24 protein-coding genes are annotated in these 24,139 nt (G+C 72.0%); 21 read left to right on the plus strand and 3 right to left on the minus strand.

The genetic code is table 11. The annotated features are described in order from the left end of the window. Nucleotides 1-6 precede the first annotated feature (6 nt). The 3 genes from L2K70_RS04035 to L2K70_RS04045 are packed head-to-tail and all read left to right on the plus strand — an operon-like array spanning nt 7 to nt 3,625. Entirely contained in the window at nt 7-1,182 is a 1,176-nt protein-coding gene (locus tag L2K70_RS04035; protein ID WP_236399336.1) for a CaiB/BaiF CoA transferase family protein, read from the plus strand. Further along, the gene (locus tag L2K70_RS04040) at nt 1,182-2,705 is read left to right on the plus strand and encodes a carboxyl transferase domain-containing protein (RefSeq protein ID WP_236399339.1); all 1,524 of its coding nucleotides are present in this window, start codon (nt 1,182-1,184) and stop codon (nt 2,703-2,705) included. The genes L2K70_RS04035 and L2K70_RS04040 overlap by 1 nt, the downstream gene beginning before the upstream one ends. Before the next feature lie 29 nt (nt 2,706-2,734). Next, on the plus strand, nt 2,735-3,625 hold the full coding sequence (locus tag L2K70_RS04045) for an alpha/beta fold hydrolase (RefSeq protein WP_236399342.1): 891 nt from the start codon (nt 2,735-2,737) through the stop codon (nt 3,623-3,625). A 458-nt stretch (nt 3,626-4,083) separates the two neighbouring features. On the opposite strand, the gene ku is transcribed toward L2K70_RS04045, so the two are convergent. Beyond that, a complete protein-coding gene (gene ku / locus L2K70_RS04050; protein WP_236399343.1) occupies nt 4,084-5,010 on the minus strand; it encodes a non-homologous end joining protein Ku in 927 nt (308 codons plus the stop codon). 83 nt (nt 5,011-5,093) lie between these two features. Here ku and ligD (L2K70_RS04055) point away from each other — a divergent pair, with 83 nt between their 5' ends. The 5 genes from ligD (L2K70_RS04055) to L2K70_RS04075 all read left to right on the plus strand — a co-directional run bounded on the left by ligD (L2K70_RS04055) (nt 5,094) and on the right by L2K70_RS04075 (nt 8,425). Then, nucleotides 5,094-6,005, plus strand: coding sequence for a non-homologous end-joining DNA ligase (ligD, locus tag L2K70_RS04055; RefSeq protein ID WP_236399416.1), 912 nt, complete (start codon nt 5,094-5,096; stop codon nt 6,003-6,005). Continuing rightward, on the plus strand, nt 6,005-6,898 hold the full coding sequence (ligD, locus tag L2K70_RS04060; protein ID WP_236399348.1) for a non-homologous end-joining DNA ligase: 894 nt from the start codon (nt 6,005-6,007) through the stop codon (nt 6,896-6,898). The genes ligD (L2K70_RS04055) and ligD (L2K70_RS04060) overlap by 1 nt, the downstream gene beginning before the upstream one ends. Nucleotides 6,899-7,030: 132 nt before the next feature. Next, on the plus strand, nt 7,031-7,177 hold the full coding sequence (locus tag L2K70_RS04065; RefSeq protein WP_236399351.1) for a hypothetical protein: 147 nt from the start codon (nt 7,031-7,033) through the stop codon (nt 7,175-7,177). 22 nt (nt 7,178-7,199) lie between these two features. Beyond that, nucleotides 7,200-7,895, plus strand: coding sequence for a response regulator transcription factor (locus L2K70_RS04070; RefSeq protein ID WP_236399354.1), 696 nt, complete (start codon nt 7,200-7,202; stop codon nt 7,893-7,895). Nucleotides 7,896-7,912: 17 nt separating this feature from the next. Beyond that, nucleotides 7,913-8,425: a GNAT family N-acetyltransferase gene (locus tag L2K70_RS04075; protein WP_268930157.1), complete on the plus strand. Its 513-nt coding sequence runs from the start codon at nt 7,913-7,915 to the stop codon at nt 8,423-8,425. Here L2K70_RS04075 and L2K70_RS04080 read toward each other — a convergent pair. Then, nucleotides 8,400-9,941: an MFS transporter gene (locus tag L2K70_RS04080; RefSeq protein ID WP_236399357.1), complete on the minus strand. Its 1,542-nt coding sequence runs from the start codon at nt 9,939-9,941 to the stop codon at nt 8,400-8,402. The two genes, L2K70_RS04075 and L2K70_RS04080, sit on opposite strands and share 26 nt — an antisense overlap. Nucleotides 9,942-10,019: 78 nt before the next feature. Here L2K70_RS04080 and L2K70_RS04085 point away from each other — a divergent pair, with 78 nt between their 5' ends. The 8 genes from L2K70_RS04085 to L2K70_RS04120 all read left to right on the plus strand — a co-directional run bounded on the left by L2K70_RS04085 (nt 10,020) and on the right by L2K70_RS04120 (nt 15,541). Then, nucleotides 10,020-10,682, plus strand: a complete 663-nt coding sequence (locus tag L2K70_RS04085; RefSeq protein ID WP_236399359.1) for a TetR/AcrR family transcriptional regulator — start codon at nt 10,020-10,022, stop codon at nt 10,680-10,682. 235 nt (nt 10,683-10,917) lie between these two features. Continuing rightward, on the plus strand, nt 10,918-12,198 hold the full coding sequence (locus tag L2K70_RS04090; protein WP_236399362.1) for a TadA family conjugal transfer-associated ATPase: 1,281 nt from the start codon (nt 10,918-10,920) through the stop codon (nt 12,196-12,198). Continuing rightward, nucleotides 12,198-13,052, plus strand: a complete 855-nt coding sequence (locus L2K70_RS04095) for a type II secretion system F family protein (RefSeq protein WP_236399365.1) — start codon at nt 12,198-12,200, stop codon at nt 13,050-13,052. The genes L2K70_RS04090 and L2K70_RS04095 overlap by 1 nt, the downstream gene beginning before the upstream one ends. After that, a complete protein-coding gene (locus L2K70_RS04100) occupies nt 13,049-13,990 on the plus strand; it encodes a type II secretion system F family protein (RefSeq protein WP_236399368.1) in 942 nt (313 codons plus the stop codon). The genes L2K70_RS04095 and L2K70_RS04100 overlap by 4 nt, the downstream gene beginning before the upstream one ends. A 52-nt stretch (nt 13,991-14,042) precedes the next feature. Next, nucleotides 14,043-14,240, plus strand: a complete 198-nt coding sequence (locus L2K70_RS04105; protein ID WP_236399371.1) for a hypothetical protein — start codon at nt 14,043-14,045, stop codon at nt 14,238-14,240. 10 nt (nt 14,241-14,250) lie between these two features. Further along, nucleotides 14,251-14,646, plus strand: a complete 396-nt coding sequence (locus L2K70_RS04110) for a TadE/TadG family type IV pilus assembly protein (RefSeq protein WP_236399373.1) — start codon at nt 14,251-14,253, stop codon at nt 14,644-14,646. Then, nucleotides 14,643-15,092, plus strand: a complete 450-nt coding sequence (locus L2K70_RS04115) for a hypothetical protein (RefSeq protein ID WP_236399376.1) — start codon at nt 14,643-14,645, stop codon at nt 15,090-15,092. The genes L2K70_RS04110 and L2K70_RS04115 overlap by 4 nt, the downstream gene beginning before the upstream one ends. A 35-nt stretch (nt 15,093-15,127) precedes the next feature. Then, nucleotides 15,128-15,541, plus strand: a complete 414-nt coding sequence (locus L2K70_RS04120; protein ID WP_236399379.1) for a pilus assembly protein TadG-related protein — start codon at nt 15,128-15,130, stop codon at nt 15,539-15,541. A gap of 40 nt (nt 15,542-15,581) precedes the next feature. On the opposite strand, the gene L2K70_RS04125 is transcribed toward L2K70_RS04120, so the two are convergent. After that, entirely contained in the window at nt 15,582-16,499 is a 918-nt protein-coding gene (locus tag L2K70_RS04125; protein WP_236399381.1) for a LysR family transcriptional regulator, read from the minus strand. A 95-nt stretch (nt 16,500-16,594) separates the two neighbouring features. On the opposite strand from L2K70_RS04125, the gene L2K70_RS04130 reads away from it, so the two are divergent. The 5 genes from L2K70_RS04130 (at nt 16,595) to L2K70_RS04150 (ending at nt 24,008) form a co-directional block, all read left to right on the plus strand. Next, nucleotides 16,595-16,771 (plus strand): hypothetical protein, encoded by a 177-nt coding sequence (locus L2K70_RS04130; RefSeq protein ID WP_236399384.1) that lies wholly within the window; start codon nt 16,595-16,597, stop codon nt 16,769-16,771. Between the two features lie 107 nt (nt 16,772-16,878). Continuing rightward, a complete protein-coding gene (gene glgX, locus L2K70_RS04135; RefSeq protein WP_236399385.1) occupies nt 16,879-19,059 on the plus strand; it encodes a glycogen debranching protein GlgX in 2,181 nt (726 codons plus the stop codon). Beyond that, nucleotides 19,056-21,362 (plus strand): malto-oligosyltrehalose synthase, encoded by a 2,307-nt coding sequence (treY, locus tag L2K70_RS04140; protein ID WP_236399387.1) that lies wholly within the window; start codon nt 19,056-19,058, stop codon nt 21,360-21,362. Before glgX ends, treY begins: the two co-directional genes overlap by 4 nt. A 1-nt stretch (nt 21,363) precedes the next feature. Next, entirely contained in the window at nt 21,364-23,127 is a 1,764-nt protein-coding gene (gene treZ / locus L2K70_RS04145; protein WP_236399389.1) for a malto-oligosyltrehalose trehalohydrolase, read from the plus strand. Between the two features lie 95 nt (nt 23,128-23,222). Next, nucleotides 23,223-24,008: an NPCBM/NEW2 domain-containing protein gene (locus L2K70_RS04150; RefSeq protein ID WP_236399391.1), complete on the plus strand. Its 786-nt coding sequence runs from the start codon at nt 23,223-23,225 to the stop codon at nt 24,006-24,008. The last annotated feature ends 131 nt before the right edge of the window (nt 24,009-24,139 follow it).

Genomic DNA, 24,139 nt, shown 5'->3' on the forward strand with positions numbered 1-24,139 from the left:
GAAGCAATGACCGGACCCCTCTCCGACCTCCTCGTCGTCGACCTCACCCGCGCCCTCGCCGGGCCGCACGCCACCCAGATGCTGGGCGACCTCGGCGCCCGCGTGATCAAGGTCGAGGCGCCCGGCAGCGGCGACGACACCCGCGGGTGGGGGCCGCCGTTCGTGGGCGAGCCCGACGCCCGCCAGTCGACGTACTTCCTCTGCACCAACCGCAACAAGGAGTCGATCGCCCTCGACCTCAAGGACGAAGCGGACAAGGACGTCCTGGTCGGGCTGGTCGAGCGGGCCGACGTGCTGGTGGAGAACTTCCGCACCGGCGTCCTCGAGCGGCTCGGGCTCGGCATCGAGGAGCTGATGCGGCGCAACCCGCGCCTGGTCGTCCTCTCGATCACCGGCTTCGGCCACGACGGACCCGAGGGAGGCCGCGCCGGCTACGACCAGATCGCCCAGGGCGAGGCCGGCCTGATGTCGCTGACCGGCTCGGGCCCCGACGACCCGCAGCGCGTCGGCGTGCCGATCGCGGACCTGCTGTCCGGGATGTACGGCGCGTACGGCGTCCTCGCCGCGCTCCACGAGCGCAGCACGACCGGCAAGGGCACGGTCGTGCGTACGTCGTTGCTCGCGTCCGTCGTCGGCGTGCACGCCTTCCAGGGCACCCGCTGGACCGTCGCCGGCGAGGTCGGTCGCGCGCAGGGCAACCACCACCCGTCGATCGCGCCCTACGGGCTGTTCCGCTGTCGCGACGGCGCGGTGCAGATCGCGCTCGGCAGCGAGGGCCTCTGGAAGCGCTTCTGCGCCGGCTTCGGGATCGACCCCGAGGCCGACGGGCTCGGCTCCAACCAGGAGCGCGTCGCGGCCCGCGACCGGGTCATCGAGGTCGTCGAGGCGGCCTTCGCCAGCTGGGACGCGGAGACCCTGCTCGCCCGGCTCGCCGAGGTCGGCGTGCCCGCGGGCAAGGTGCGCACCCTCGACGAGGTCTACGAGTGGGACCAGGTCGCCAGCCAGGGACTGCTGATCGACGTCGAGCACCCGACGCTCGGTGGCCTGACGCTGCCCGGCCCCCCGCTCCGCTTCTTCGACGCCTCGGGCGACGAGGTCACCCGGAAGGACCACGTCGCGCCGCCGCTGCTCGACCAGCACGCCGACGAGATCCGCGCCTGGGTCGGCGGCGGCGGAGCGTGATGGACACCCCACGACGTTCTTCTCCTCCGCTGCGCTCCCCCGAAGAACGCCGCGGGGACCCCAAGAACAACCGCTGGACGGCGCGCGAGCTGCTCGACCTGGTGCTTGACGCGGGCACCTTCGACTCGTGGGACGAGCCGATCGACCTGGCCTACGCCGACGCCCTTCCTGACCCGGGCTACCGCGCCGCCCTCGAGGCGGCCGCCGAGAAGGCCGGCACCGACGAGTCCGTGCTGACCGGGCGCGGCGAGGTCCGCGGCCGGCCGGTGGCGGTGGTGGTCAACGAGTTCGGCTTCCTCGCCGGCTCGATCGGGCGGGCCGCCGCCGACCGGATCACCTCCGCCGTACGCCGGGCGACCGCCGAGGGGCTGCCCCTGCTCGCCAGCACCGCGTCGGGCGGCACGCGGATGCAGGAGGGCACGCCGGCGTTCGTGCGGATGGCCGAGATCTCCCGCGCGCTGATGGACCACCGCGCCGCCGGGCTTCCCTACCTCGTCCACCTGCGCCACCCGACCACCGGCGGCGTCTACGCGTCATGGGGCTCGCTCGGCCACGTGACCGTCGCCGAGCCGGGCGCCCTCGTGGGCTTCCTCGGGCCCAAGGTCTACGAGGCGCTCAACGGACGACCGTTCCGGCCCGGCGTGCAGGTGGCGGAGAACCTCGCCGCGGCCGGGGTCATCGACGGCGTCGTCGCCGCCGAGGACCTGCCCGCGATGGTCGACTCCGCGCTGGCCGTGCTCGTCGACGCCCCCGGCCCGGGCGTCCTGCCCGTCCGGGCGGCGCGGGCGGTCGGCGACCACGACGCCTGGGACAGCATCGAGCGCACGCGCCGTACGGACCGGGTCGGGCTCCGCGACGTGCTCGCCCACGGTGCCACCGGCACCCTCCGGCTGCGCGGCACCGACGAGGGCGAGCGCGACTCGACGGTGATGGTCGCGCTGACCCGTCTCGACGACCAGCCGTGCGTCGTCGTCGGCCAGGACCGGGCGCGCCAGGCCCCGGGCCACGCGATGGGACCCGGCGCCCTGCGCGAGGCCCGCCGCGGGATGCGGCTGGCCGAGGAGCTCGGCCTGCCCCTGGTCACGGTGATCGACACCCCCGGCGCCGAGCTGTCGCCCGACGCGGAGGAGCGTGCCATCGCCGGCGAGATCGCCCGCTGCATCGCGACGCTGACGACGATGAGCGTGCCGACCGTGTCGGTCGTCCTCGGCCAGGGCTGCGGGGGAGGAGCGCTCGCGTTCCTGCCCGCGCGGGCGGTCATCGCCACCGAGCACGCCTGGCTCTCGCCGCTGCCGCCAGAGGGTGCGAGCGTGATCGTCCACGGCGACGTCTCGCACGCCGCCGAGATGGCGTCCCGCCAGCGCGTGCGCGCGAGCGACCTGCTCGCCGACGGGATCGTCCAGCACGTCGTGCCCGAGGTCGACGGCGAGCCGGCCCGCGACCTCGCCGTCGCGGTGGCGGCCGAGGTCTCGGCGCTCCTGCGCGAGATGACCGGGCGTACGCCGGTGGCGCACGCGTCCTGACGGCTTCGGGTGCCTGCCATGATCGGCGCATGGCGGACTACCTCACGCTCCACGACGGCCGGACGGTGGAGCACCTCGAGGGCGGCGACCCCGAGGGCTTCCCGCTCGTCTACCACTCCGGCACCCCGAGCGGAGCCGTCGAGGACGAGCAGCTCTTCGCCGCGGCCGGGGCCGCCGGCCTGCGGCTGGTGACGTACTCCCGACCCGGCTACGGCCGGTCCACGCCTCGCGGCGGTCCCGACCACGTGGTCGCGCCGGTCCTCGCCGACGCCGCCGACACCGAGGCGCTGCTCGACCACCTCGACATCGACGAGTTCATCACGCTCGGCTGGTCGGGCGGCGGCCCCCGGGCGCTCGCGTGCGCGGCGGCGATGCCCGGACGGTGCCGCGCCGCGTCGCTGCTGGCCGGCGTCGCGCCCTTCGACGCCGACGGCCTCGACTGGCTGGCCGGCATGGGCGAGGAGAACGTGCGCGACTTCGAGGCCGTGCAGGCCGGCCGGGAGACCTACCGCCCGATCGCCGTGCAGCAGGCCGACGAGCTCCGCTCCGTCTCCGGCGACGACATCGTCCTCGCCCTCGGCGACCTCGTCGACGAGGTCGACGCCGCGGCGCTGACCGGCGCCTTCGCCGAGACCGTGGCGGCGTCGTTCCGGCACGCGATGGCGCAGGGACCGGTCGGGATGATCGACGACAACCTGCAGATCGTGGCGCCGTGGGGCTTCGACGTCCGCTCCATCACCGTGCCGGTCGCCGTCTGGCAGGGCGAGCACGACCGGATGGTGCCCTACGCCCACGGCCAGTGGCTGGCGGCCGCCATCCCCGGCGCGCGGCCGCACCTCTTCGCCGACGAGGGCCACCTCTCGCTCGTCGCCCGGATCGACGAGATCCTCGCCGACCTGCGAGTGCTGGCCGGTCTCTGACGCTCGGCCCGACACGACGTCGCGCCGCACCGAGCGGTGCGGTGGTCCACCCACATGCGGCGGCGCGGGAATGTCGCTCCACCACCCCCGGCCGGCGCGTCGTACGACGGCACGCGCGGCAGCGGTGGTCCACCCACATGCGGCGGCGCGGGGATGTGGCTCCACCACCGCCGGCCGGCGCGTCGTACGACGGCACGCGCGGCAGCGGTGGTCCACCCACATGCGGCGGCGCGGGAATGTGGCTCCACCACCGCCAGCCGGCGCGGCGTACGACGACACGCGCGGCAGCGGTGGTCCACCCACATGCGGCGGCGCGGGAATGTGGCTCCACCACCGCCAGCCGGCGCGGCGTACGACGGCACGCGCGGCAGCGGTGGTCCACCCACATGCGGCGGCGCGGGAATGTCGCTCCGCCACCCCCGGTCGGACCGGGAGCGGCGACCCGCGACGAGCGGAGGTCAGCTGGCCTTCTTGGCCTGCTTCTTCGCGGCGGTCTTCTTGGTCGTCGACTTCTTGGCGGCGGCCTTCTTGGCCGGTGCCTTCTTCGCGGCGGTCTTCTTGGCAGGCGCCTTCTTGGCGGCCGACTTCTCGTCCGAGGACCCACTGTCCTCGCCGCGCGCGGTCTTCGCCGCGGCGACCGACTTCTGGAGCGCGGCGAGCAGGTCGACCACCTCGCCCGAGGTCTTGGTCGAGGTCTCGGTGCGCTTGATCTCGCCGCCCTCGATCTTGGACTTCACCAAGGCCTCGACGGCACCGGCGTAGTCGTCCTCGAACTCGGTCGCGTCGAAGTCGCCGGCCAGCGTCTCGACGAGCATCTGCGCCATCTTGACCTCCTGCGGCTTAACGTCGCCGGTCTCGACGGAGAAGTCGGGCGTGCGGATCTCGTCGGGCCACATCATCGTCTGCAGGACGATGACGTCGTCCTTCACGCGAAGCACAGCGATGCTCGTGCGCTGGCGCAGGGCAACCGTGACCACGGCCATCCGGTCGGCGTCGAGCAGGGCCTGGCGGAGCAGGGCGTAGGGCTTGGCGCCGGCGCCCTCGGGCTCGAGGTAGTAGGACTTCTCGAAGAGGAGCGGGTCGATCTGCTCGCGCGGCACGAACTTCTCCACGGCGATCTCGCGCGACGACGTCGACGGCAGCTCGGCCATGTCGTCGTCGGTGAGGATCACCATCTCGCCGTCCTCGGTCTCGTAGCCCTTGGCGATGTCGGCGTAGGCCACCTCCTCGCCGTCGAGGGAGCAGACCCGCTGGTACTTGATCCGGCCGCCGTCCTTGGCGTGGACCTGGCGGAACGACACGTCGTGGCTCTCGGTCGCCGCGTAGAGCTTCACCGGGACACTGACCAGGCCGAAGGAGACGGCACCCTTCCAGATCGCGCGCATGGATCGACGATAGCCGTCACATCTGTCACTCGTCTCCCTGCAAAGGGATGCCGCCGGGATGCCAGACTTCAGGGGTGCGCCCCATGCTCGCCACCAAGACCGACCGCGTGCCGACCGGTGCGCAGTGGCTCCACGAGGTCAAGTGGGACGGCGTCCGCGTGCTGGTCGACGTCCGCGACGGCGTCGCCCGGATGACCAGCCGCAACGACAACAACGTGACGGCCGCGTGGCCCGAGCTCAGCGCGCCCCCGCTCGGCGATCGCGACCTCATGGTCGACGGCGAGGTGATCGCGCTCAACGAGCGCGGCGTCCCCGACTTCCGCGTCCTCCAGCACCGCATGCACGTGCGCAACGCCCGCGAGGTCGCGCGCCTGGTCGGGTCGATCCCCGCCACGTTGATGGTCTTCGACCTGCTGCGCCTCGACGGCGAGGACCTGACCGACCGCCCGCTCGAGGAGCGCCGAGCACTGCTCGAGGAGCTGCCCCTCGCCGACTCGACGTGGCAGGTCCCGGCGGCGTACGACGACGGCGACATGCTGTTCGAGGCGACCCTCGCCCAAGGGCTGGAGGGCGTCGTCAGCAAGCGCCGCACCTCGCGCTACCGGTTCGACTCCCGCAGCGAGGACTGGCGCAAGCTGCCCCACCGGCACCGCGGCTCGTTCGTCGTCGGCGGCTGGCGCCCGCAGACCGGTACGACGGACCGGCTGGCAGCGCTGCTCGTCGGCGAGCAGACCGCCGACGGCCTGCTCTACCGCGGCCGGGTCGGCAGCGGCATCGCCGGCCTCACCAGCAGGCGGCTGGCCGAGCTGCTGGCGCCGCTCGCGAGCGACACCAACCCGTTCGCCGACGACGTACCGCGCGTCGACGCGGACGGGACGTTCTGGGTCGAGCCGCGCGTGGTGGTGGACATCGACACGCACGGCCTGGGGTACGACCGGCTCCGGCAGCCGTCCTTCCAGGGCGTGCGCGACGACCTGAGCCCGGAGGACCTGTGATGACGGACGTGCAGGTCGACGTCGAGGGCCGCACCCTCAAGATCAGCAACCTCGACAAGGTGCTCTACCCGCGCACCGGCACCACGAAGGGCGAGGTGCTCAACTACTACGCCCAGGTCTCGCCGGTGCTACTGCCGCACCTCAGGGACCGCGCGGTCACCCGGATCCGTTGGCCCAACGGCGTGGAGAAGGGCAGCTTCTTCGAGAAGAACAAGCCGCCCGGCACGCCGTCGTGGGTGCGTACGGTCGCCGTCCCCACCACCGGCTCCCGCTCCGGCAAGGGCGACGGCACCCTCGAGTTCCCGATCTGCGACGACCTGGCCACGCTCACCTGGCTGGCCAACCTCGCCTCACTCGAGCTCCACGTGCACCAGTGGACGGTCGACGAGGACGGGACCCCCAGGAACCCCGACCGGCTCGTCATCGACCTCGACCCCGGCGAGCCCGCCGGCCTGCACGAGTGCGCGCGGGTCGCGCTGATGGTGCGCGACGCGCTGTCCGCGCGCGACCTCGGCTGCACCCCGGTGACCAGCGGCAGCAAGGGGCTGCACCTCTACGCGCCGATGGACGGCTCGCTCGACAGCGACGGTACGACGGCGCTGGCGAAGGAGGTCGCCGAGGAGCTGCAGCGCGAGCACGGCGACCTGGTGACGAGCGTGATGACCAAGGCCAAGCGCCCGGGCAAGGTGTTCCTGGACTGGTCGCAGAACTCCGGGTCGAAGACGACCGTCTCGCCCTACTCGCTGCGCGGCAAGGAGCGGCCCACCGCCGCCACCCCGCTGACGTGGGCCGAGGTCGAGGAGGGCGCGGAGGACGAGCTCGCCCTCGAGCAGTTCACGATGGGTGAGGTGCTGGAGCGTGTCGCCGAGCTGGGTGACGTCTTCGAGGCCTGAGCATCCACGAGCGTCCTCGAGCGTGTGACGATGCCCACATCTGCCCGAAAGCGCCCGGTCCTGCCCGGATTTTTTCTTCGGTGTGACCATCCTGAGGATCGTGCGTGGAACAGGGCAACGGATCCTTGACACATGTCCCGCATCCTGCTGATCCCGGTCGCCGTGCTCCTCGCGGCCGGTGCCGTGGTCGCCGGACCCGGCGAGCAGGCTCCCGCGGTTCCGGCCCAGACGATCGTCACGCCGTCCACCGACTTGGGGTTTCAGCACACTGCACGCTGATGGTGCACATATGCTCTCCCGCATGGTGCACGACGTGTTGGTGGTCGAGGACGAGGAAGACATCGCCGTCCCGCTCATGCGCACGCTCGAGCGCGAGGGCTATGACGTGACTCGGGTCTCGGGCGGAGCGGATGCGGTGGAGTTCGTCGTCGACGATGCTCCCGCCGTGGTGATCCTGGACCTCGGTCTGCCGGACATCGACGGCATCGAGGTGTGCCGGCAGATGCGCTCGGGCGGCTACCAGGGCGGGATCATCATGGTCACCGCCCGCGCGGGGGAGCTCGACCGCGTGGTCGGCCTCGACGTCGGCGCCGACGACTACCTCGCCAAGCCGTTCGGCCTCGCCGAGCTCCTTGCGCGCGTGCGCGCCCTGCTGCGCCGCAGCGCCATCGTCGTCACCAACGACACCACCGTCACCACGGCCTCCGGTCTCAGCATCGACGCCGCGTCGCGCCGCGTCCACCTCGGTGACCGCGAGATCGCGCTGACCGCCAAGGAGTTCGACGTCCTTGCGGTCCTCGCCTCCCACCACGACAAGGTCGTGCCCCGCGAGACGCTGATGAACCAGGTGTGGGACCAGAACTGGTACGGCTCGACCAAGACCCTCGACGTCACCATCGGTCGCCTGCGCAGCAAGCTCGAGGCCGCCGAGGCGGGGGAGCGGGTCGTCGCGATCCGCGGTGTCGGCTTCCGGCTCGAGACCGGCACGCCGGCCTGATCGCGCCGCGCCTCCGGCTGCGGCCGTACGTCGACGACGACGCGCCGCGCGTCCTCGACATCCTCGGCCGGCCCGAGGTGGTGCGTTGGCTGGGCAGTCCGGTCCCGATGGTTGACCTCGACGCCGCCCGGGAGTGGATCGGCTCGAAGCGGCGCCGCGAGGAGGCGGACCCGTTCGACCTCGCCCGCGCGGTCGTCGTACGGGACTCGGGGGTCGTGGCGGGCACCGTCTCGCTCTCGCGCTGTCACCGCCATGGCACGGGCAAGTTCGTCGGCGAGTACGAGGTGGGATGGACGCTGCACCCCGACTCCACCGGCCACGGCTACGCCACGGAGGCGGCCCTCGCCCTGCTCGACGACGTGTTCGCGCGCGGGCTGCCCGAGGCGTGGTGCGGCGTGTTCGTCGGGAACGACGCCTCCTGCCGGGTGGCCGAGCGCCTCGGCCTGCGTGCGCTGGGCGTCGGGCCGGACCCGTGGTGGGACGGCGAGAGCCACCTCTACAAGGTCACGCGGGACCAGTGGCTGCGGTGACCGGCTCCACCGCGACCAGCTCGCCCTCGGCCAGCGGGTCGTAGCGGTTGCCGGGCAGCACCGCCCACGCGAAGACCGATCCGGCCAGGCACATCAGCCCGATCACGAGGCTGCCGCGGGAGAGGCCGTCCATGAAGGCAACCTCCATCGCGTCGGTCACGCCGGGGACCTGCGCGGCGAGCGCGTCCGTGAACCCGACCGATCCCTGAGCGGACTCGAGGGTCGCCGGGTCGAGCCGTCCGTCGAGCAGCTCGCCCAGCCGGGCGCCGTACAGCGAGGAGAAGAGCGAGCCGACCACGGCCACGCCGAGGGTGCCGCCGAGCTCGCGAGTGGCGTCGTTGACCGCGGAGCCGACGCCGGCGCGAGCGGGCGGCAGGACCTGCATGATCGACTCGGTCGCGGGGGTGCTGATCAGCCCGAGGCCCAGGCCCATCATCACCATCTGCGGGACGATCACGGCGGCGTAGGACACGTCGACGTCGAGCGTCGAGATCCAGAGGAACGCCGATCCGAGCAGGGCGAGCCCGGTGCCGACGACGGCCTTGGTGCCGACGCGGGGGGCGAGCTGGGCGCCGACGATCGAGGCGACCGCGATGGAGATCGCGACGGGCAGGATCCGCACGCCCGTGCCGAGGGCGGAGTGGTCGCGCAGGAACTGGAAGAACTGCGTGATCAGGAAGATGAAGCCGAACAGGGCGAAGAAGGCGATCGTCACCGCCGCGCACGCCGCGCTGAAGCGGCGGTCGAGGAAGAGGGTGACGTCGAGCATCGGGTGCTCGGCGGCGCGCTCGATCGCGACGAAGACCAGCGTGAGCACGGCCGCGACGGCGAAGCCGGTGAGGGTGGTGGCCGAGGCCCACCCGTGCTCGGGCGCCTCGATGATCGTCCAGGTCAGCGAGCCGAGGGCGCCGATGGAGATGGCGAGGCCGAGCAGGTCGAGCGGGGGTACGGCAGGGTCGCGGGACTCGGGCACGAAGGCGAGGGTCATCGCGATCGCGACGACGCCGACCGGGACGAGTGCCCAGAAGACGCTGTGCCAGGTGAAGTGCTCGAGCAGGAAGCCGCCGGTGATCGGGCCGAGCGCGACGCCCATCCCGACCGCTGCGCCCCAGATGCCCAGGGCCGCTGCGCGCTCCCGGCGCTCGGTGAACGCGTTGGCGATCACCGAGAGAGTCGTCGGGAAGATCAGCGCGGCGCTCATCCCCATCACCACGCGCAGCGCGATGAGGGCCTCGACGCTGTCGACGAGGGCGGCCGCGCCGCTGGCGAGGGCGAAGGATCCGAGGCCGAGGACGAGGGCGGGGCGCCGGCCGAACCGGTCGCTGAGGCTGCCCATCGCCAGCACGAGGGCGGCGAAGGCGAGGTTGTAGCCGTCGACGACCCACAGGAGGTCGCGGGTGCCGGCGTCGAGCTCGCGGGCGAGGCTCGGGAGGGCGACGTTCACGATCGTGGTGTCGAGGTTGATGGTCAGCGCGGACAGGCAGACGGTGGTGAGGATGGCGGCTCTACGGTTCATGAGGGCTCCGATGTTGGCGGCGGTAACATCAGGGTGCACCGAGATGTGACCGCTGTCAACATCGATTAGGCTGCATGCGTGGCGACCACCCCGTACCACCACGGCAACCTGCGCGACGCCCTCGTCGAGGCGGCCGTCGAGGTGGTGCGCGAGGGAGGGCCGGAGGCGCTGTCCCTGCGCGAGCTGGCCCGGCGTGTCGGGGTCAGCCACGCCGCGGCGTACCGCCACTTCGCCGACCGCGAGGCCCTCGTCGACGTCGTCGCCGAGCGGGCCCTCGAGGCGATGGTGGCCCAGGTGCACCGCCGCCTCGACCGCGTCGACGAGCCCGACCCGGTGACGACCGCGCGCCGGCGGCTGGTCGAGCTGGGTGCGGGGTACGTCGAGTTCGCCCTCACTGAGACCGGGCTGTTCCGGCTGCTCTTCACCGCCTATCCCGACCCGCCGGAGGGCAAAGGCGACGGCGACGACGCGGGGGAGGACCCCTACAACCTCCTCAACAGGGCGCTCGACGAGCTCGTCGCGGTCGGCTTCATCGGTCCCGAGCTCCGCGCCGGCGCCGAGGTGACCTGCTGGTCGGCGGTCCACGGCTTCGCTGTCCTCAACGTCGAGGGCCCACTGCGCGGGCTGTCGGCCGACGAGCGCGACGCCACGTTGACCGCCCTGCTGCTCGGCATCGACCGCGCCTTCGGTGCCGGCGGCAGCTGGCCACCGCTCGCCCCGGTCGCGCTCACGACGTCCTGACCCGTCCGCGGGACGGTCGGCGTCGCTCGGCGCGGTCTGCGCGGGCGGTCCGTGCGCGCCTTCGGCCGCACACGTGTCCGGGACGTGGCCCCTGCGCGGCGCCGTCCGGGGCCACTTCTGGGACACGTGTGACCCCCGGGCCGTGCACTGTCCACAACCTTTACCAAGCCTCTGTTTTCCGGTGCTCGATGCTGGGTAGCGTCGCGGGTGCAGCATCTCGGGAAGCAGGGCAGGCATGGAACGTGTGGCACCGGACCGTCCGACGGCAGCGTCGCGCGCGGACAGTCATCTCGACCTCGTGCACCTGCTCGATGCCCAGGTGCGCGAGCGCGTGCGCCGCGAGGGCGTCGACCCTCAGCGCGAGGCGGTCGTCGTACGCCGCATCGCGGAGGACGTCGTCCGGGACCACGACGACCTCAGCCTCACCGGTGCGGTCGCGCCCGTGGCCGACGACGGTGCGATGGTCGGCGAGCTCGTTGCGCGGATCTCCGGCTTCGGGCCGCTGCAGCCGTTCCTCGACGACCCCGAGGTCGAGGAGGTCTGGATCAACTCGCCGGAGCGGGTGTTCATCGCGCGGCGCGGGCGCCACGAGCTGACCAACCTCCGGCTCGACGCCGCCCAGGTCGACGAGCTCGTCGAGCGGATGCTCAAGTCGAGCGGCCGTCGCCTCGACATCAGCACGCCCTTCGTCGACGCGATGCTGCCCGAGGGCCACCGGCTCCACGTCGTGCTCGAGGGGATCACCCGCGGCTTCACCGCCGTCAACATCCGCAAGTTCCTGCTCCGCGCGCACCGGCTCTCCGACCTCGTCGCCCTCGGCACGCTCACGCCGCAGGCGGCGTCGTTCCTCGAGGCGTCCGTGCGCGCCGGCCTCAACATCCTGGTCGCCGGCGGCACCCAGGCCGGCAAGACGACGATGCTCAACTGCCTGGCCGCGTCGGTGCCGGGCGGCGAACGCGTCGTCAGCGCGGAGGAGGTCTTCGAGCTGCGCTTCAGCCACCCCGACTGGGTGGCCATGCAGACCCGCCAGGCCGGGCTGGAGCAGACGGGGGAGGTCGTGCTCCGCGACCTGGTCAAGGAGGCGCTGCGCATGCGGCCGAGCCGGATCCTCGTCGGCGAGGTGCGTGCCGCCGAGTGCCTCGACCTGCTGCTCGCGCTCAACTCCGGCCTCCCCGGGATGTGCACCCTCCACGCCAACAGCGCCCGCGAGGCGCTGGTCAAGATGTGCACGCTCCCGCTGCTGGCGGGCGACAACATCTCCGCGCGCTTCGTGGTGCCGACCGTCGCGACATCGGTCGACCTCGTCGTGCACCTCGGGCTCGGTGCCGACGGCGTACGACGCGTCAACGAGATCGTGTCCGTGCCGGGCCGGGTGGAGGCCGACGTGATCGAGGTCGAGCCGATCTTCGTGCGCAGCGGTGGCGAGCTGCGGCGTACCGGCGGCGTTCCCGCTCGCGTCGAGCGCTTCGAGCGGGTCGGCATCGACGTGCACGCCGTGTTGGCGGGTGACCGCTGATGGGCGCCTTGGTGGGGCTCGGGATCGGCGTCGGGCTGCTGCTCGTCTGGTCGGCCTTTGCCGTGCCGAGGACGCCGAAGCCGGCCACCCCGACCTCGTCGGGCCTGCGGCGGCTGCTGGGTCGCGCGGGCCTCGGCGACGTCACGCCGGCGAGCGTCCTGTCGCTCTGCGCGGTGCTGTTCGCGGTCGCGTTCGCGGTGGTCCAGGCGGTCTCGCGCACGGTCCCGGTGGCGTTCGTCTTCGCCGCGATGGCTGCCTACGTGCCGGTCGCCGTGCTGCGGCAGCGGGCGGCCCGTCGGCTGCGCGAGTTCGCCGAGGTGTGGCCCGAGGCGGTCGACAACCTCGCGAGCGCCGTACGTGCCGGGCTCTCGCTCCCCGACGCGGTCGCCGCCCTGGGCACCTCGGGTCCCGAGGCGCTGCGTCACGACTTCGCCCAGTTCGCCCTCGACTACCAGGTGACCGGGCGCTTCGGCGAGTGCCTCGACCGGCTGAAGGACCGCCTCGCGGACCCGGTCGGCGATCGGGTGATCGAGGGACTGCGCCTCGCTCGCGAGGTGGGAGGCGGAGACCTCGGCCGGCTGCTCCGCAACCTCTCCGGCTTCCTCCGTGACGACGCCCGCACCCGGTCCGAGCTCGAGTCGCGGCAGGCCTGGACCGTCAACGGCGCCCGCCTGGCGGTCGCCGCACCGTGGATCGTGCTGCTCCTGATGTCGTTCCAGACCACGGCGATCCGCAGCTATGCGTCGCCGGGCGGCGTGCTCGTGCTGGGCATCGGGTTCGCCGTCTGCGTCCTGGCCTACGCCGCGATGATGCGCATCGGACGGCTGCCGGTCGAGAAGCGGATCTTGTCGTGACCGCGGCGATGTGGGGAGGGCTGCTCGGCGGTACGGCGGCGATCGGACTGCTGCTCGTCGTCACCAGGATCGTCGTGCTCCGGCGGCCGCAGCTCGCCGTGCGCGTCCTGCCCTACGTCCGCGACGTGCCCGTGCGCGACCAGCGCCCGGGTCTCCGGCCGGCCTCGTCGTCGCCGACCTCCGCGGCCGCGGGCATCTTCGGCCCGGTGCTGCGGTCGGCGGCCGACCTCGTGGAGCGGGTGCTCGGCGGCAGCACGTCCGTACGCCGCCGTCTCGAGCGCGCCGGCCTGGATCGCACGGTGCAGGACTTCCGGATCGAGCAGGTCGTGTGGGGGCTCGTCGGTTTCGCCGCGGCCGCTGCGCTCAGCCTGCTGCGGACTCTCGGTGGCGCCGGCGGCATCGGCTCGACCGTGGTGTTCTGCGCCCTCGGCCTGGTCCTCGGCGTCTTCGCCCGCGACAACCGGCTGAGCACGCAGGTGAAGAACCGCGAGCGCCAGGTGCTCACCGAGTTTCCGACCATCGCCGAGCTCCTCGCCCTGTCGGTCGCCGCAGGCGAGAGCCCGGTGTCGGCGCTCGACCGCGTCGTGCGGCGCAGCCACGGCGCGCTGTCGGAGGACCTGTCCCGCGTGCTAGCGCGGGTGCGCACCGGCGAGCCCGTCGGCATCGCGTTCGAGTCACTTGCCCGCTCGACCGGCCTGCCGATCGTCGCCCGCTTCGCCACGGGCATCACCGTCGCCATGGAGCGCGGTACGCCGTTGGCAGACGTGCTGCACGCCCAGGCCGCCGACGTACGCGAAGCCGGTCGCCGCCTGCTGATCGAGACTGCCGCCCGCAAGGAGATCGCGATGATGGCGCCCGTCGTCTTCTTCGTCCTCCCGGTCACGATCCTCTTCGCCTTCTACCCCGGGGTGCTCGGCCTGCGCCTCACCACCCCCTGATCCAGCCCTGATCCAGCCCTGATCCCGCGCCGCCAACGAAAGGACGACCCTCATGCACTCGTCGATCTCGGGACTGCTCGACCACCTCGCCCGCCTCGCGGCCGATCGACCTCGTGACGATCGGGGAGACGTTCCGGGGTGGGTGATGGTCACGCTGATGACGGCGATCGTGGTCGCCGCGCTCACGCCCTTCGTCGGCGACGAGCTGCGCGGCCTGCTCGTCCGGGCGTTCTCGATGGTCAGCGGCTGAGGCACCCCGCATGACCCGCCGCGCTCGTGCCGACGAGCGCGGGGCCGCAGTCGTCGACTTCGTGCTGGTGCTGCTGGTCCTGCTGCCGTTGGTGGTCGGCATCCTCCAGCTCGCCCTCGTGCTCCACGTCCGCAACACGCTGTCGTCCGCGGCGTCGGAGGGGGCGCGCTACGCCGCCGTCGCCGGCTCGTCCGCTCCCGCCGGCCAGCAGAAGGTGCAGGACCTGGTCGACGGTGCGCTGTCGGACGACTTCGTCCGCTCCGTCAGCGTGCGACCGGCGACCGTCGGTGGCGCACCCGGCTACGTCGCGGTCGTCGAGGCCGAGGTCAGCGTGCTCGGCATCGGCAGGACCGGGATGCTGATCCGCGTGACCGGCCACGCGGTCGCCGAGGAGGCGGCCCCGTGAGGCGGCACGACGAGCAGGGTTCGGCGCTGGTCGAGTTCTCCTGGCTGGCGATCATCCTCATCGTCCCGTTGATCTGGGTCGTGATCTCGGTCTTCGAGGTGCAGCAGGGTGCCTTCGCCACCAGCGCCGCCGCGCGTGCGGCCGGCCGGGCCTACGCCCTGGCGCCGGACGACGCCACCGGAGAGGCCCGGGCGATCGCTGCCGTCGAGCAGGTGCTCGCCGATCAAGGCACCCCCGGTCAGCGGGCGTCGGTCTCGGTCTCGTGCGAGTCGCCGGGCGAGAACTGCCATGTGGGCACGTCGGTCATCACCGTGACCGTCGACTCCGGGGTGGAGCTGCCGTTCTTCCCCGCGATCCTTGGCGGAGGCGCGGCGTCGTTCTCGCTCGACGCGACGCACACGGTGCCGATCGGGCAGTACGTCGAGAGCGCGCCGGAGGTCCAGTGAGCGCACCGACCCGGAGGAGGGACGAGCAGGGCCAGGTGACGCTGCTGATCATCGGCTTCGCCGGCATCCTGCTGATGGCGATCGTGGTCGTCATCGACGCGTCGGCGGCGTACCTCCAGCGGCAGGGGCTCGACAACCTCGCCGACGGTGCCGCCCTCCACGGCGCGGACCTCGGCTCGGCGGCGGTCTACGAGGAGGGCCTCGGTGACTCCCGCCTCCTCCAGCAGGAGGCGGCGGTCGAGGAAGCGGTCCGCGACTACCTCGCGCGGGCCGACGCCGGGTTGCGGTTCCCCGGGATCGACGTCGGCGTCCGGGTCGACCCGGTCGGTCGCTCCGTCACGGTGAGGCTCGAGGCTCCTCTCGACCTGCCGCTCACGATCCCCGGGTCGCCGAGCAGCCCGACCGTCGGCGCGAGCAGCACCGCGGCCGTCACGCTCGTGGTGCGGTGATCATGACGCGGATGCTGCGTCGCCGGCACCGCACGACGCCTCAGATCGGCTCGGCGACCGACTGGATGTGCTTCGTCGCGATCTCGATCAGCACCTGCGCGGCCGGGGAGAGGACGGCGCCGCGGCGGTGCACGATCGCCATGACGTCGTACTGCTTGGGGCGCAGCGAGACCCAGTCGACGTTGGGCGCGAGGCGGGGGATGAGCTGCTCGGCGGCGGCGCGGGGGATCACCGAGTCGCCGAGGCCGCGGCCGACGAGGTCGACGGAGATCTCCGCCTCCTCGACCTCGATCCGCGTCTGCGGGTTGTGGCCGGCCTCGTGCAGGAAGCGGCGCAGCAGGATCCGGACGGAGTCGCTGTTGCGCCACGTCGTCTCCGGCATGATCAGCGACGCCTTGGCCAGTCGGGCCGCGGTCACCGGTGTCGTGAGCCGCGAGGGATCTGCCGAGATGTAGACGAGCTCGTCGCGGGCGACAGGGATGACGGTCATCCCCTCGCTCTCCACGCTGGTCGCCGCGATCATCGCCGCCTCCAGGTGGCCGCGCCGCAGCTGCTCCTGCACCTCGTTGGAGTGCTGCCCGATCAGCTCGACCCGCACGCCGGGGTAGCGCTCGAGGACGTCGGCGACGATCTGCGCGCCGGCGTAGAGCCGGGCGGCGCCGAACATCCCGAACCGGATCGTCCCGCTCTCGAGCGACACCGCGCTCTGCACCGCGCGCCGCGCCTCCTCCGACGCGGCAATCGCCTGCTCGGCGTACGGGCGCAGCGTGTCGGCCAGCGTGGTCGGTACGACGCCTCGCCCGACACGGCGGAAGAGCGGCACGCCGAGGGTCTTCTCCAGCGCGCGGACCTGCTCCGACACCGACGGCTGGGCGTAGCCGAGCTCCTCGGCCGCAGCGGTCAGCGACCCGTGCTCGTAGGTCGCGAGGAAGCAGCGCAGCTGGTGCAGCGAAAGCATAGGAACCTCCTTGGGAAACCTCTGGAAAGCGAGGCTACCCCTAGAGGCTCGACGTCGAGACACTTGTGTCAACCCATCGATCCGAGGAGGTCACGATGTTCGACAACAACTGCCAGGTCTGCGCCACCCGAGTGCTCATCTTCGAGAGCCAGGTCTCGTCCGTGGCCAACACGCCCGCCGGGATCGAGGTGCGGTTCACCTGCTGGTGCGGCACCGAGCAGACCCAGGTCACCGGCCGCGTCGCTCGTCGGCGCGAGGCCGTCGCCGCCTGAGCAACGCCTGACGTTGCGCGGTGGTGCTGGTGACGGTCGTCACCGGCACCACCCCGCTGGATGGTCAGGGATCGGGGCTACCGGCGGGTCGCCGGTACGTTCATGGCATGACGGAGACCTGGCCAGGCACGGCCTACCCCCTCGGCGCGACCTTCGACGGCAGCGGCACCAACTTCGCGCTCTTCAGCGAGGTCGCCGAGCGCGTCGAGCTCTGCCTCTTCGAGCCCGACCCTGCGAACGACGGCCAGTTCGTCGAGACCAAGGTCGAGGTCACCGAGGTCGACGCCTACGTGTGGCACTGCTACCTCCCGACCGTGCAGCCCGGTCAGCGCTACGGCTACCGGGTCCACGGCCCGTGGGATCCCGAGAAGGGGCTGCGCTGCAACCCCAACAAGCTGCTGCTCGACCCCTACGCCAAGGCCACCAGCGGCGACATCGACTGGGACCAGTCGCTGTTCTCCTACACCTTCGGTGACGAGGACAGCACCAACGACGAGGACTCCGCGGCGAAGATGACGCACGGCGTGGTCATCAACCCGTTCTTCGACTGGGAGGGCGACCGCCGCCTCTCCATCCCCTACAACGAGTCCTTCATCTACGAGGCGCACGTCAAGGGCCTGACCCAGCTGCACCCCGACGTGCCGGAGGAGCAGCGCGGGACGTACGCCGGGCTGGCGCACCCGTCCGTCCTCGGCCACCTGAAGAAGCTCGGCGTCACCGCGATCGAGCTGATGCCGGTGCACCAGTTCGTCCAGGACTCGACGCTGCTCGAGAAGGGCCTGCGCAACTACTGGGGCTACAACACCCTCGGCTTCTTCGCACCGCACGCCGACTACGCCGCGAGCGGCATGGGCCAGCAGGTGCAGGAGTTCAAGGCGATGGTCAAGGCGATGCACGTCGCCGGCATCGAGGTCATCCTCGACGTGGTCTACAACCACACCGCCGAGGGCAACCACCTCGGTCCGACGCTGAGCTTCAAGGGCATCGACAACGCGGCCTACTACCGCCTCGTCGAGGACGACCAGCGTTACTACATGGACTACACCGGCACCGGCAACACCCTCAACGTGCGCCACCCGCACTCGGTGCAGCTGATCATGGACTCGCTGCGCTACTGGGTGACCGAGATGCACGTCGACGGCTTCCGCTTCGACCTCGCCGCCACCCTGGCTCGCGAGTTCTACGACGTCGACAAGCTCTCCACCTTCTTCGAGATGGTGCAGCAGGACCCGGTGGTCAGCCAGGTGAAGCTGATCGCCGAGCCGTGGGACATCGGCCCCGGCGGCTACCAGGTCGGCGGCTTCCCGCCCCAGTGGACCGAGTGGAACGGCGCCTACCGCGACACCGTGCGCGACTTCTGGCGCGGCGAGCCGTCGTTGGGCGAGTTCGCCTCCCGCCTGTCGGGGTCCTCCGACCTCTACGAGCACTCCGGTCGCCGGCCGTTCGCGAGCATCAACTTCGTCACCGCCCACGACGGGTTCACGCTGCGCGACCTGGTGTCGTACAACGAGAAGCACAACGACGCCAACGGCGAGGACAACAACGACGGCGAGAGCCACAACCGCTCGTGGAACCACGGCGTGGAAGGCCCGACCGACGACCCCGAGATCCTGCAGGCGCGGGCCCGCGAGCAGCGCAACTTCATCGCCACGCTGCTGCTCAGCCAGGGCGTCCCGATGCTGCTGCACGGCGACGAGCTCAGCCGCACCCAGGACGGCAACAACAACACCTACGCGCAGGACAGCGAGATCAGCTGGGTCGACTGGGAGACGGCGGACAAGCCGCTCATCGAGTTCACCGCGGCCGTCGCCAAGCTGCGCGCCGACCACCCGACCTTCCACCGCAAGCGCTTCTTCACCGGCAACACCGTGCGCACCGGCGACGGCGAGCGGCTCAACGACATCGTCTGGCTCGACCTCGACGGCGAGCCGATGGAGGACGCAGACTGGGCGGGCGGCAAGGCCATCGGGATGTACCTCAACGGCAACGGCATCGCCGGCAAGGACGCCCGCGGCGCCGCCATCACCGACGACCACTTCCTGCTCTACTTCAACGCCGACGGGCCGGCGCAGGTGACGCTGCCGACGGAGGAGTACGCCGCCGCGTGGGACGTCGTTATCGACACCGGGGGCGACGCCGACACCGAGACCGCGCTCCAGGCCGGCTCGACCTTCGAGCTCACCACGCACACGCTGATGGTGCTGCGCGAGCACGCCGAGCCCGAGGTCAGCCCCGACCACTCGGTCGCGGCATCACTGGCAGCCAGGGCGGGTACGGCGACCACGTGAAGCACCGAGCCCCCGCGACCCGCACGCCGCACAGCACCTACCGGCTGCAGGTCAGTCCCGACTTCACGCTGCACGACGCGGCGCGGGTCGTGCCCTACCTCCACGACCTCGGGGTGGACTGGGTCTACCTCTCGCCGATCCTGGCGTCCGAGCCGGGCAGCACCCACGGCTACGACGTCGTGGCCTTCGACCACATCGACGAGGAGCGCGGCGGCGAGGCCGGCCTCGCCGCGGTGTCGGCCGAGGCCAAGCGTCTCGGCATGGGCGTCCTCGTCGACATCGTGCCCAACCACGTCGGTGTCGCGACGCCGGCGGAGGACCCGTGGTGGTGGGACGTCCTCAAGCTCGGCCGCGAGTCCGAGCACGCGAACGCCTTCGACGTCGACTGGGCCGCGGGTGACGGCAAGATCGTCATCCCCGTCATCGGGGACGACGACGAGGACGCCATCACGATCGGCGGCGGCGAGGTCCGCTACCACGACCAGCGCTTCCCGCTCGCGCCCGGCACGAGCACCCTCGAGGAGCAGCACTACGAGCTGGTCAACTGGCGCACCGCCGACGACGGCCTCAACTACCGCAGGTTCTTCGCGGTCAACACGCTCGCCGCGGTTCGCGTCGAGGACCCCGAGGTCTTCGCGGAGACCCACGTCGAGGTGAAACGCTGGTTCGACGAGGGCCTGGTCGACGGCCTGCGGGTCGACCACCCCGACGGCCTGCGCGACCCCAAGCGCTACCTCGACGACCTCGCCGCCCTCACCGGCGGCGCCTACGTGCTGGTCGAGAAGATCCTCGAGCCGGGGGAGGAGCTGCTCGACTCGTGGGCGACCTCCGGGACCACCGGGTACGACGCCCTCGCTCTCATCGACCGGGTGCTCACCGACCCGGCGGGCGAGGCGCCGCTGACCGCCCTCGAGGACCGGCTGCGCGGCGAGTCCGTCGACTGGCACCGGATGGTCCACGACAACAAGCGCGCGGTGGCCGACGGCATCCTCCACTCCGAGGTCCTGCGGATCACCCGCGAGGTCGGCACCTACCTCGACGGCCGGGCCGCCGACGGCGGCGGGTCGCGACCCGACGAGGACTCGGTCGCCGACGCGGTCGGCGAGCTCCTCGCCTGCTTCCCGGTCTACCGCTCCTACCTCCCCGAGGGACGCGAGCACCTCGACCAGGCCTTCGCCGCCGCGCGCGACAGCCGCCCCGACCTCGCGACGACGTACGACGTCCTCGAGGCGGTGCTGCACGACGAGTGGGGCCAGCCGGCCCGCCGCTTCCAGCAGACGTCCGGCATGGTGATGGCCAAGGGCGTCGAGGACTGCTCCTTCTACCGCTGGTCACGCCTCACCTCGCTCAACGAGGTCGGCGGCGACCCGTCGATCTTCTCGGTCGGCGTCGACGACTTCCACGCCGCGATGACCGCACGGCAGGCCCACTGGCCCGACGCGATGGTGACGCTGTCGACCCACGACACCAAGCGCGGCGAGGACGTCCGCGCGCGGATCACCGCGCTGGCCGAGGAGCCCGGCCACTGGGAGCGGGCGCTCGACGAGCTGCTGCAGCTCGCGCCGGTGCCGGACCCGGGCTTCGGCTCGCTGCTGTGGCAGGCCGTGCTGGGCGCGTGGACGGCCGACCACCTCCCCGACCTCCGCGACCGACTGCACGGCTACGCCGAGAAGGCGATGCGCGAGGCCGGCGACCGGACGACGTGGACCGAGCCCGACGAGGCCTACGAGGCCCAGGTGCACGCGGCCGTCGACGCCGTCTTCGACGACGAGGGCGTCCAGCGGGTGCTGCTCGACCTGGCGACCCGGATCGACGAGCCCGCCCAGGCCAACTCGCTGGCGGCCAAGCTCCTCGCGATCACGATCCCGGGCGTGCCCGACGTCTACCAGGGCAGCGAGCTGTGGGAGACCTCGCTCGTCGACCCCGACAACCGCCGGCCGGTCGACTTCGACCACCGCGCCGCCGTGCTCGCCGGCGACGCCGAGGACGACGCCGCGGCCAAGCTGCACGTCACCTGCTCGGCGCTGACCCTGCGTCGCGACCGGCCCGAGCTCTTCACGTCCTACACCCCGGTCACCGCCAGTGGCGACGCCGCCGGTCACGTCGTGGCCTACGACCGGGGCGGCGCGATCGCCGTCGTCACCCGCCTGCCCGTCGGCCTCGCCGCGAGCGGCTGGGGCGACACGGCGCTCGACCTGCCCGAGGGCCAGTGGCACGACGTGCTCACCGGGCTCGACACCGACGGCCGGCTGGCCGACCTGCTCGCGACGCACCCCGTCGCGCTGCTGGTGAGGAAGGACTGACGTGTCCGAGCGCATCGAGCGGGGACCGTACGACGTCTGGGCGCCGCGACCCGAGCGGGTCCGGCTGCTCTGCGGCGACAACGCGGGCGGGACGGTCGTGGACATGCGCCGCGGCGACGACGGCTGGTGGACGCCTGCCGAGCCGTTGCCCGCTGCGTCCGAGGGACCTCATTACGTCGACTACGGCTACCTCCTCGACGACGACCCCGACCCGCGGCCCGACCCGCGGTCGCGCCGTCAGCCCGGCGGCGTGCACGGGCTGTCGCGACGGGACCTGACGACGTACGACTGGCAGGACGCCGGCTGGACCGGACGCCAGCTCGCCGGGTCGGTGATCTACGAGCTGCACGTCGGCACGTTCACCCCGGAGGGCACGCTCGACTCCGCGATCGAGCGGCTCGACCACCTCCTCGACATCGGGGTGGACCTCGTCGAGGTGATGCCGGTCAACGCCTTCAACGGCACCCACAACTGGGGCTACGACGGTGTCGGCTGGTTCGCCGTGCACGAGCAGTACGGCGGTCCGGACGCCTACCGCCGCTTCGTCGACGCCTGCCACGCCTTGGGTCTCGGTGTCGTGCAGGACGTGGTGCACAACCACCTCGGCCCGTCGGGCAACTACCTCCCGCTGTACGGTCCCTACCTCAAGGACGGCCGCAACACGTGGGGCGACCTGGTCAACCTCGACGGTCAGGACTCGTTCGAGGTGCGGCGCCTGATCCTCGACAACGTGCGGATGTGGTTCGAGGACTTCCACGTCGACGCGCTGCGCCTGGACGCGGTGCACGCCCTGAGCGACACCTCCGAGGTGCACCTGCTGGAGGAGATGGCGATCGAGACGGCGGCGCTCTCCGCGCACCTGCGCCGGCCGCTGACGCTGATCGCCGAGTCCGACCTCAACGACACGCGACTCGTCCGGCCGCGCGAGGCCGGCGGTCACGGCCTCGACGCGCAGTGGAGCGACGACTTCCACCACGCGGTGCATGTCGCGCTGAGCGGGGAGACGACCGGCTACTACGCCGACTTCGAGCCGCTCGAGGCGCTGGCCAAGGTGTGCGAGCGCGGGTTCTTCCACGACGGGACGTTCTCATCGTTCCGCGGCCGGGACCACGGCAGACCCGTCGACACCGCGACGATGTCGACCTGGCGCCTCGTCGTGGCCAACCAGAACCACGACCAGATCGGCAACCGCGCCCGCGGCGACCGGCTGGCCGAGCACCTCGACGACGACCAGCTCGCGTGCGCCGCGCTGCTGACGCTCGCCGGGCCGTTCACGCCGATGCTGTTCATGGGGGAGGAGTGGGCGGCCTCGTCGCCGTTCCAGTTCTTCACCTCGCACCCCGAGCCCGAGCTCGGTACGGCGACCGCCGAGGGGCGGATCGCGGAGTTCGAGCAGATGGGCTGGGACCCGGACGAGGTGCCCGACCCGCAGGACCCGGAGACGTTCACGCGGTCGAGGCTCGACTGGGACGAGCGGACGACCGGGCGGCACGCCGTCGTCCTCGACGCCTACCGCCGGCTGGCCCGGCTGCGCCGCGAGCTGCGGCAGCTGACCGACCCGTCGTTCGGAGCGGTCTCCTGCACGGTGGAGGGGCGGCTGTTCACGATGCGGCGCGGCGACCTGCTCGTCGTGGTCAACACCGGCGAGACCGAGGTCGTCGTGGTCGACGAACGCACCGAGGTGCTGTTCACGACGCCGGCCGGCGTCGTGGTCGACGGCGGGACGATCACGGTGCCGCCGCACGCCGGTGCCCTGCTGCGCTGAAAGCGCTGAAAGAAGGCCACAACTTTTTCGTCGGCGCTCGCATCTCCCCTGCGAACGGGCCCCCACGAGTGGGCCCCACGACGACGGGGAACACCATGAACCGCATCACCGCACTGACCGCCACCGCGGCTCTCGCCGCGAGCACGCTGGCGCTCGCCGCACCGACCCAGGCCGCTCCGGCCGCGAAGGCCAAGGCGGCCTACAGCGTCACCGCGAGCGTCAACAAGGACGTCGCGATCGCCGAGGAGACCCTCATCAAGGTCAAGGGGCGGGTCACGCCGAAGGCGTCCGGCCAGAAGGTCCTCCTGCAGCAGCGGGTCGGCAAGAAGAAGAAGTGGGTCGTCACCGGCAACGCCAAGGTCAAGGCCAACGGCACCTACAAGCTCACCGACACGCCCTCGACCCCGGGCGCACGCCAGTACCGCGTGCTGAAGCCCGCGTCCAACGGCCTCGCCAAGGGCTTCAGCGCCCCGGTCGACGTCGAGGTCTACCGCTGGGAGAAGCTCGCCTACCGCACCGCGGTGACGAGCACCATCACCGCGCGCGGCGTCACGATCGGCACCGAGTACTTCGGCCAGAGCCTGGCGACGATCACGCCCGGCACCGCTGCGACGACCGAGTACACCCTCGGCCGCAAGTGCACCGCGCTGCGGGCGACGTACGCCCTCACGGACGAGTCGGCCACCGGCTCCAGCGGCGCGATCACCGTCACCGCCGACGGCACCCCGGTCGCCTCGCACTCGCTCGCGGTCGGCAGCATCGTCGCGGACGAGCAGATCGACCTGACCGGCGTCTTCCGCCTGAAGTTCGACGCCACGACCACCGCGACGCCCGCCGCGACCGCGGCCGTCGCGACGCCCGAGGTGCTCTGCACGCGCTGACGCACGCGGCGCCATCACGGTCCGCAGCGGCGGGCCCGACCGGACTCACAGGCCCGGGCGTGCCCGCCGCTGCTCGCTTTCGACACTCCTCACGGGCGAGCCGTAGGGTTGGCTCTCGTGGCAGGCATCGA

Source organism: Nocardioides potassii (assembly GCF_021648885.1).
Classification (GTDB): domain Bacteria; phylum Actinomycetota; class Actinomycetes; order Propionibacteriales; family Nocardioidaceae; genus Nocardioides; species Nocardioides potassii.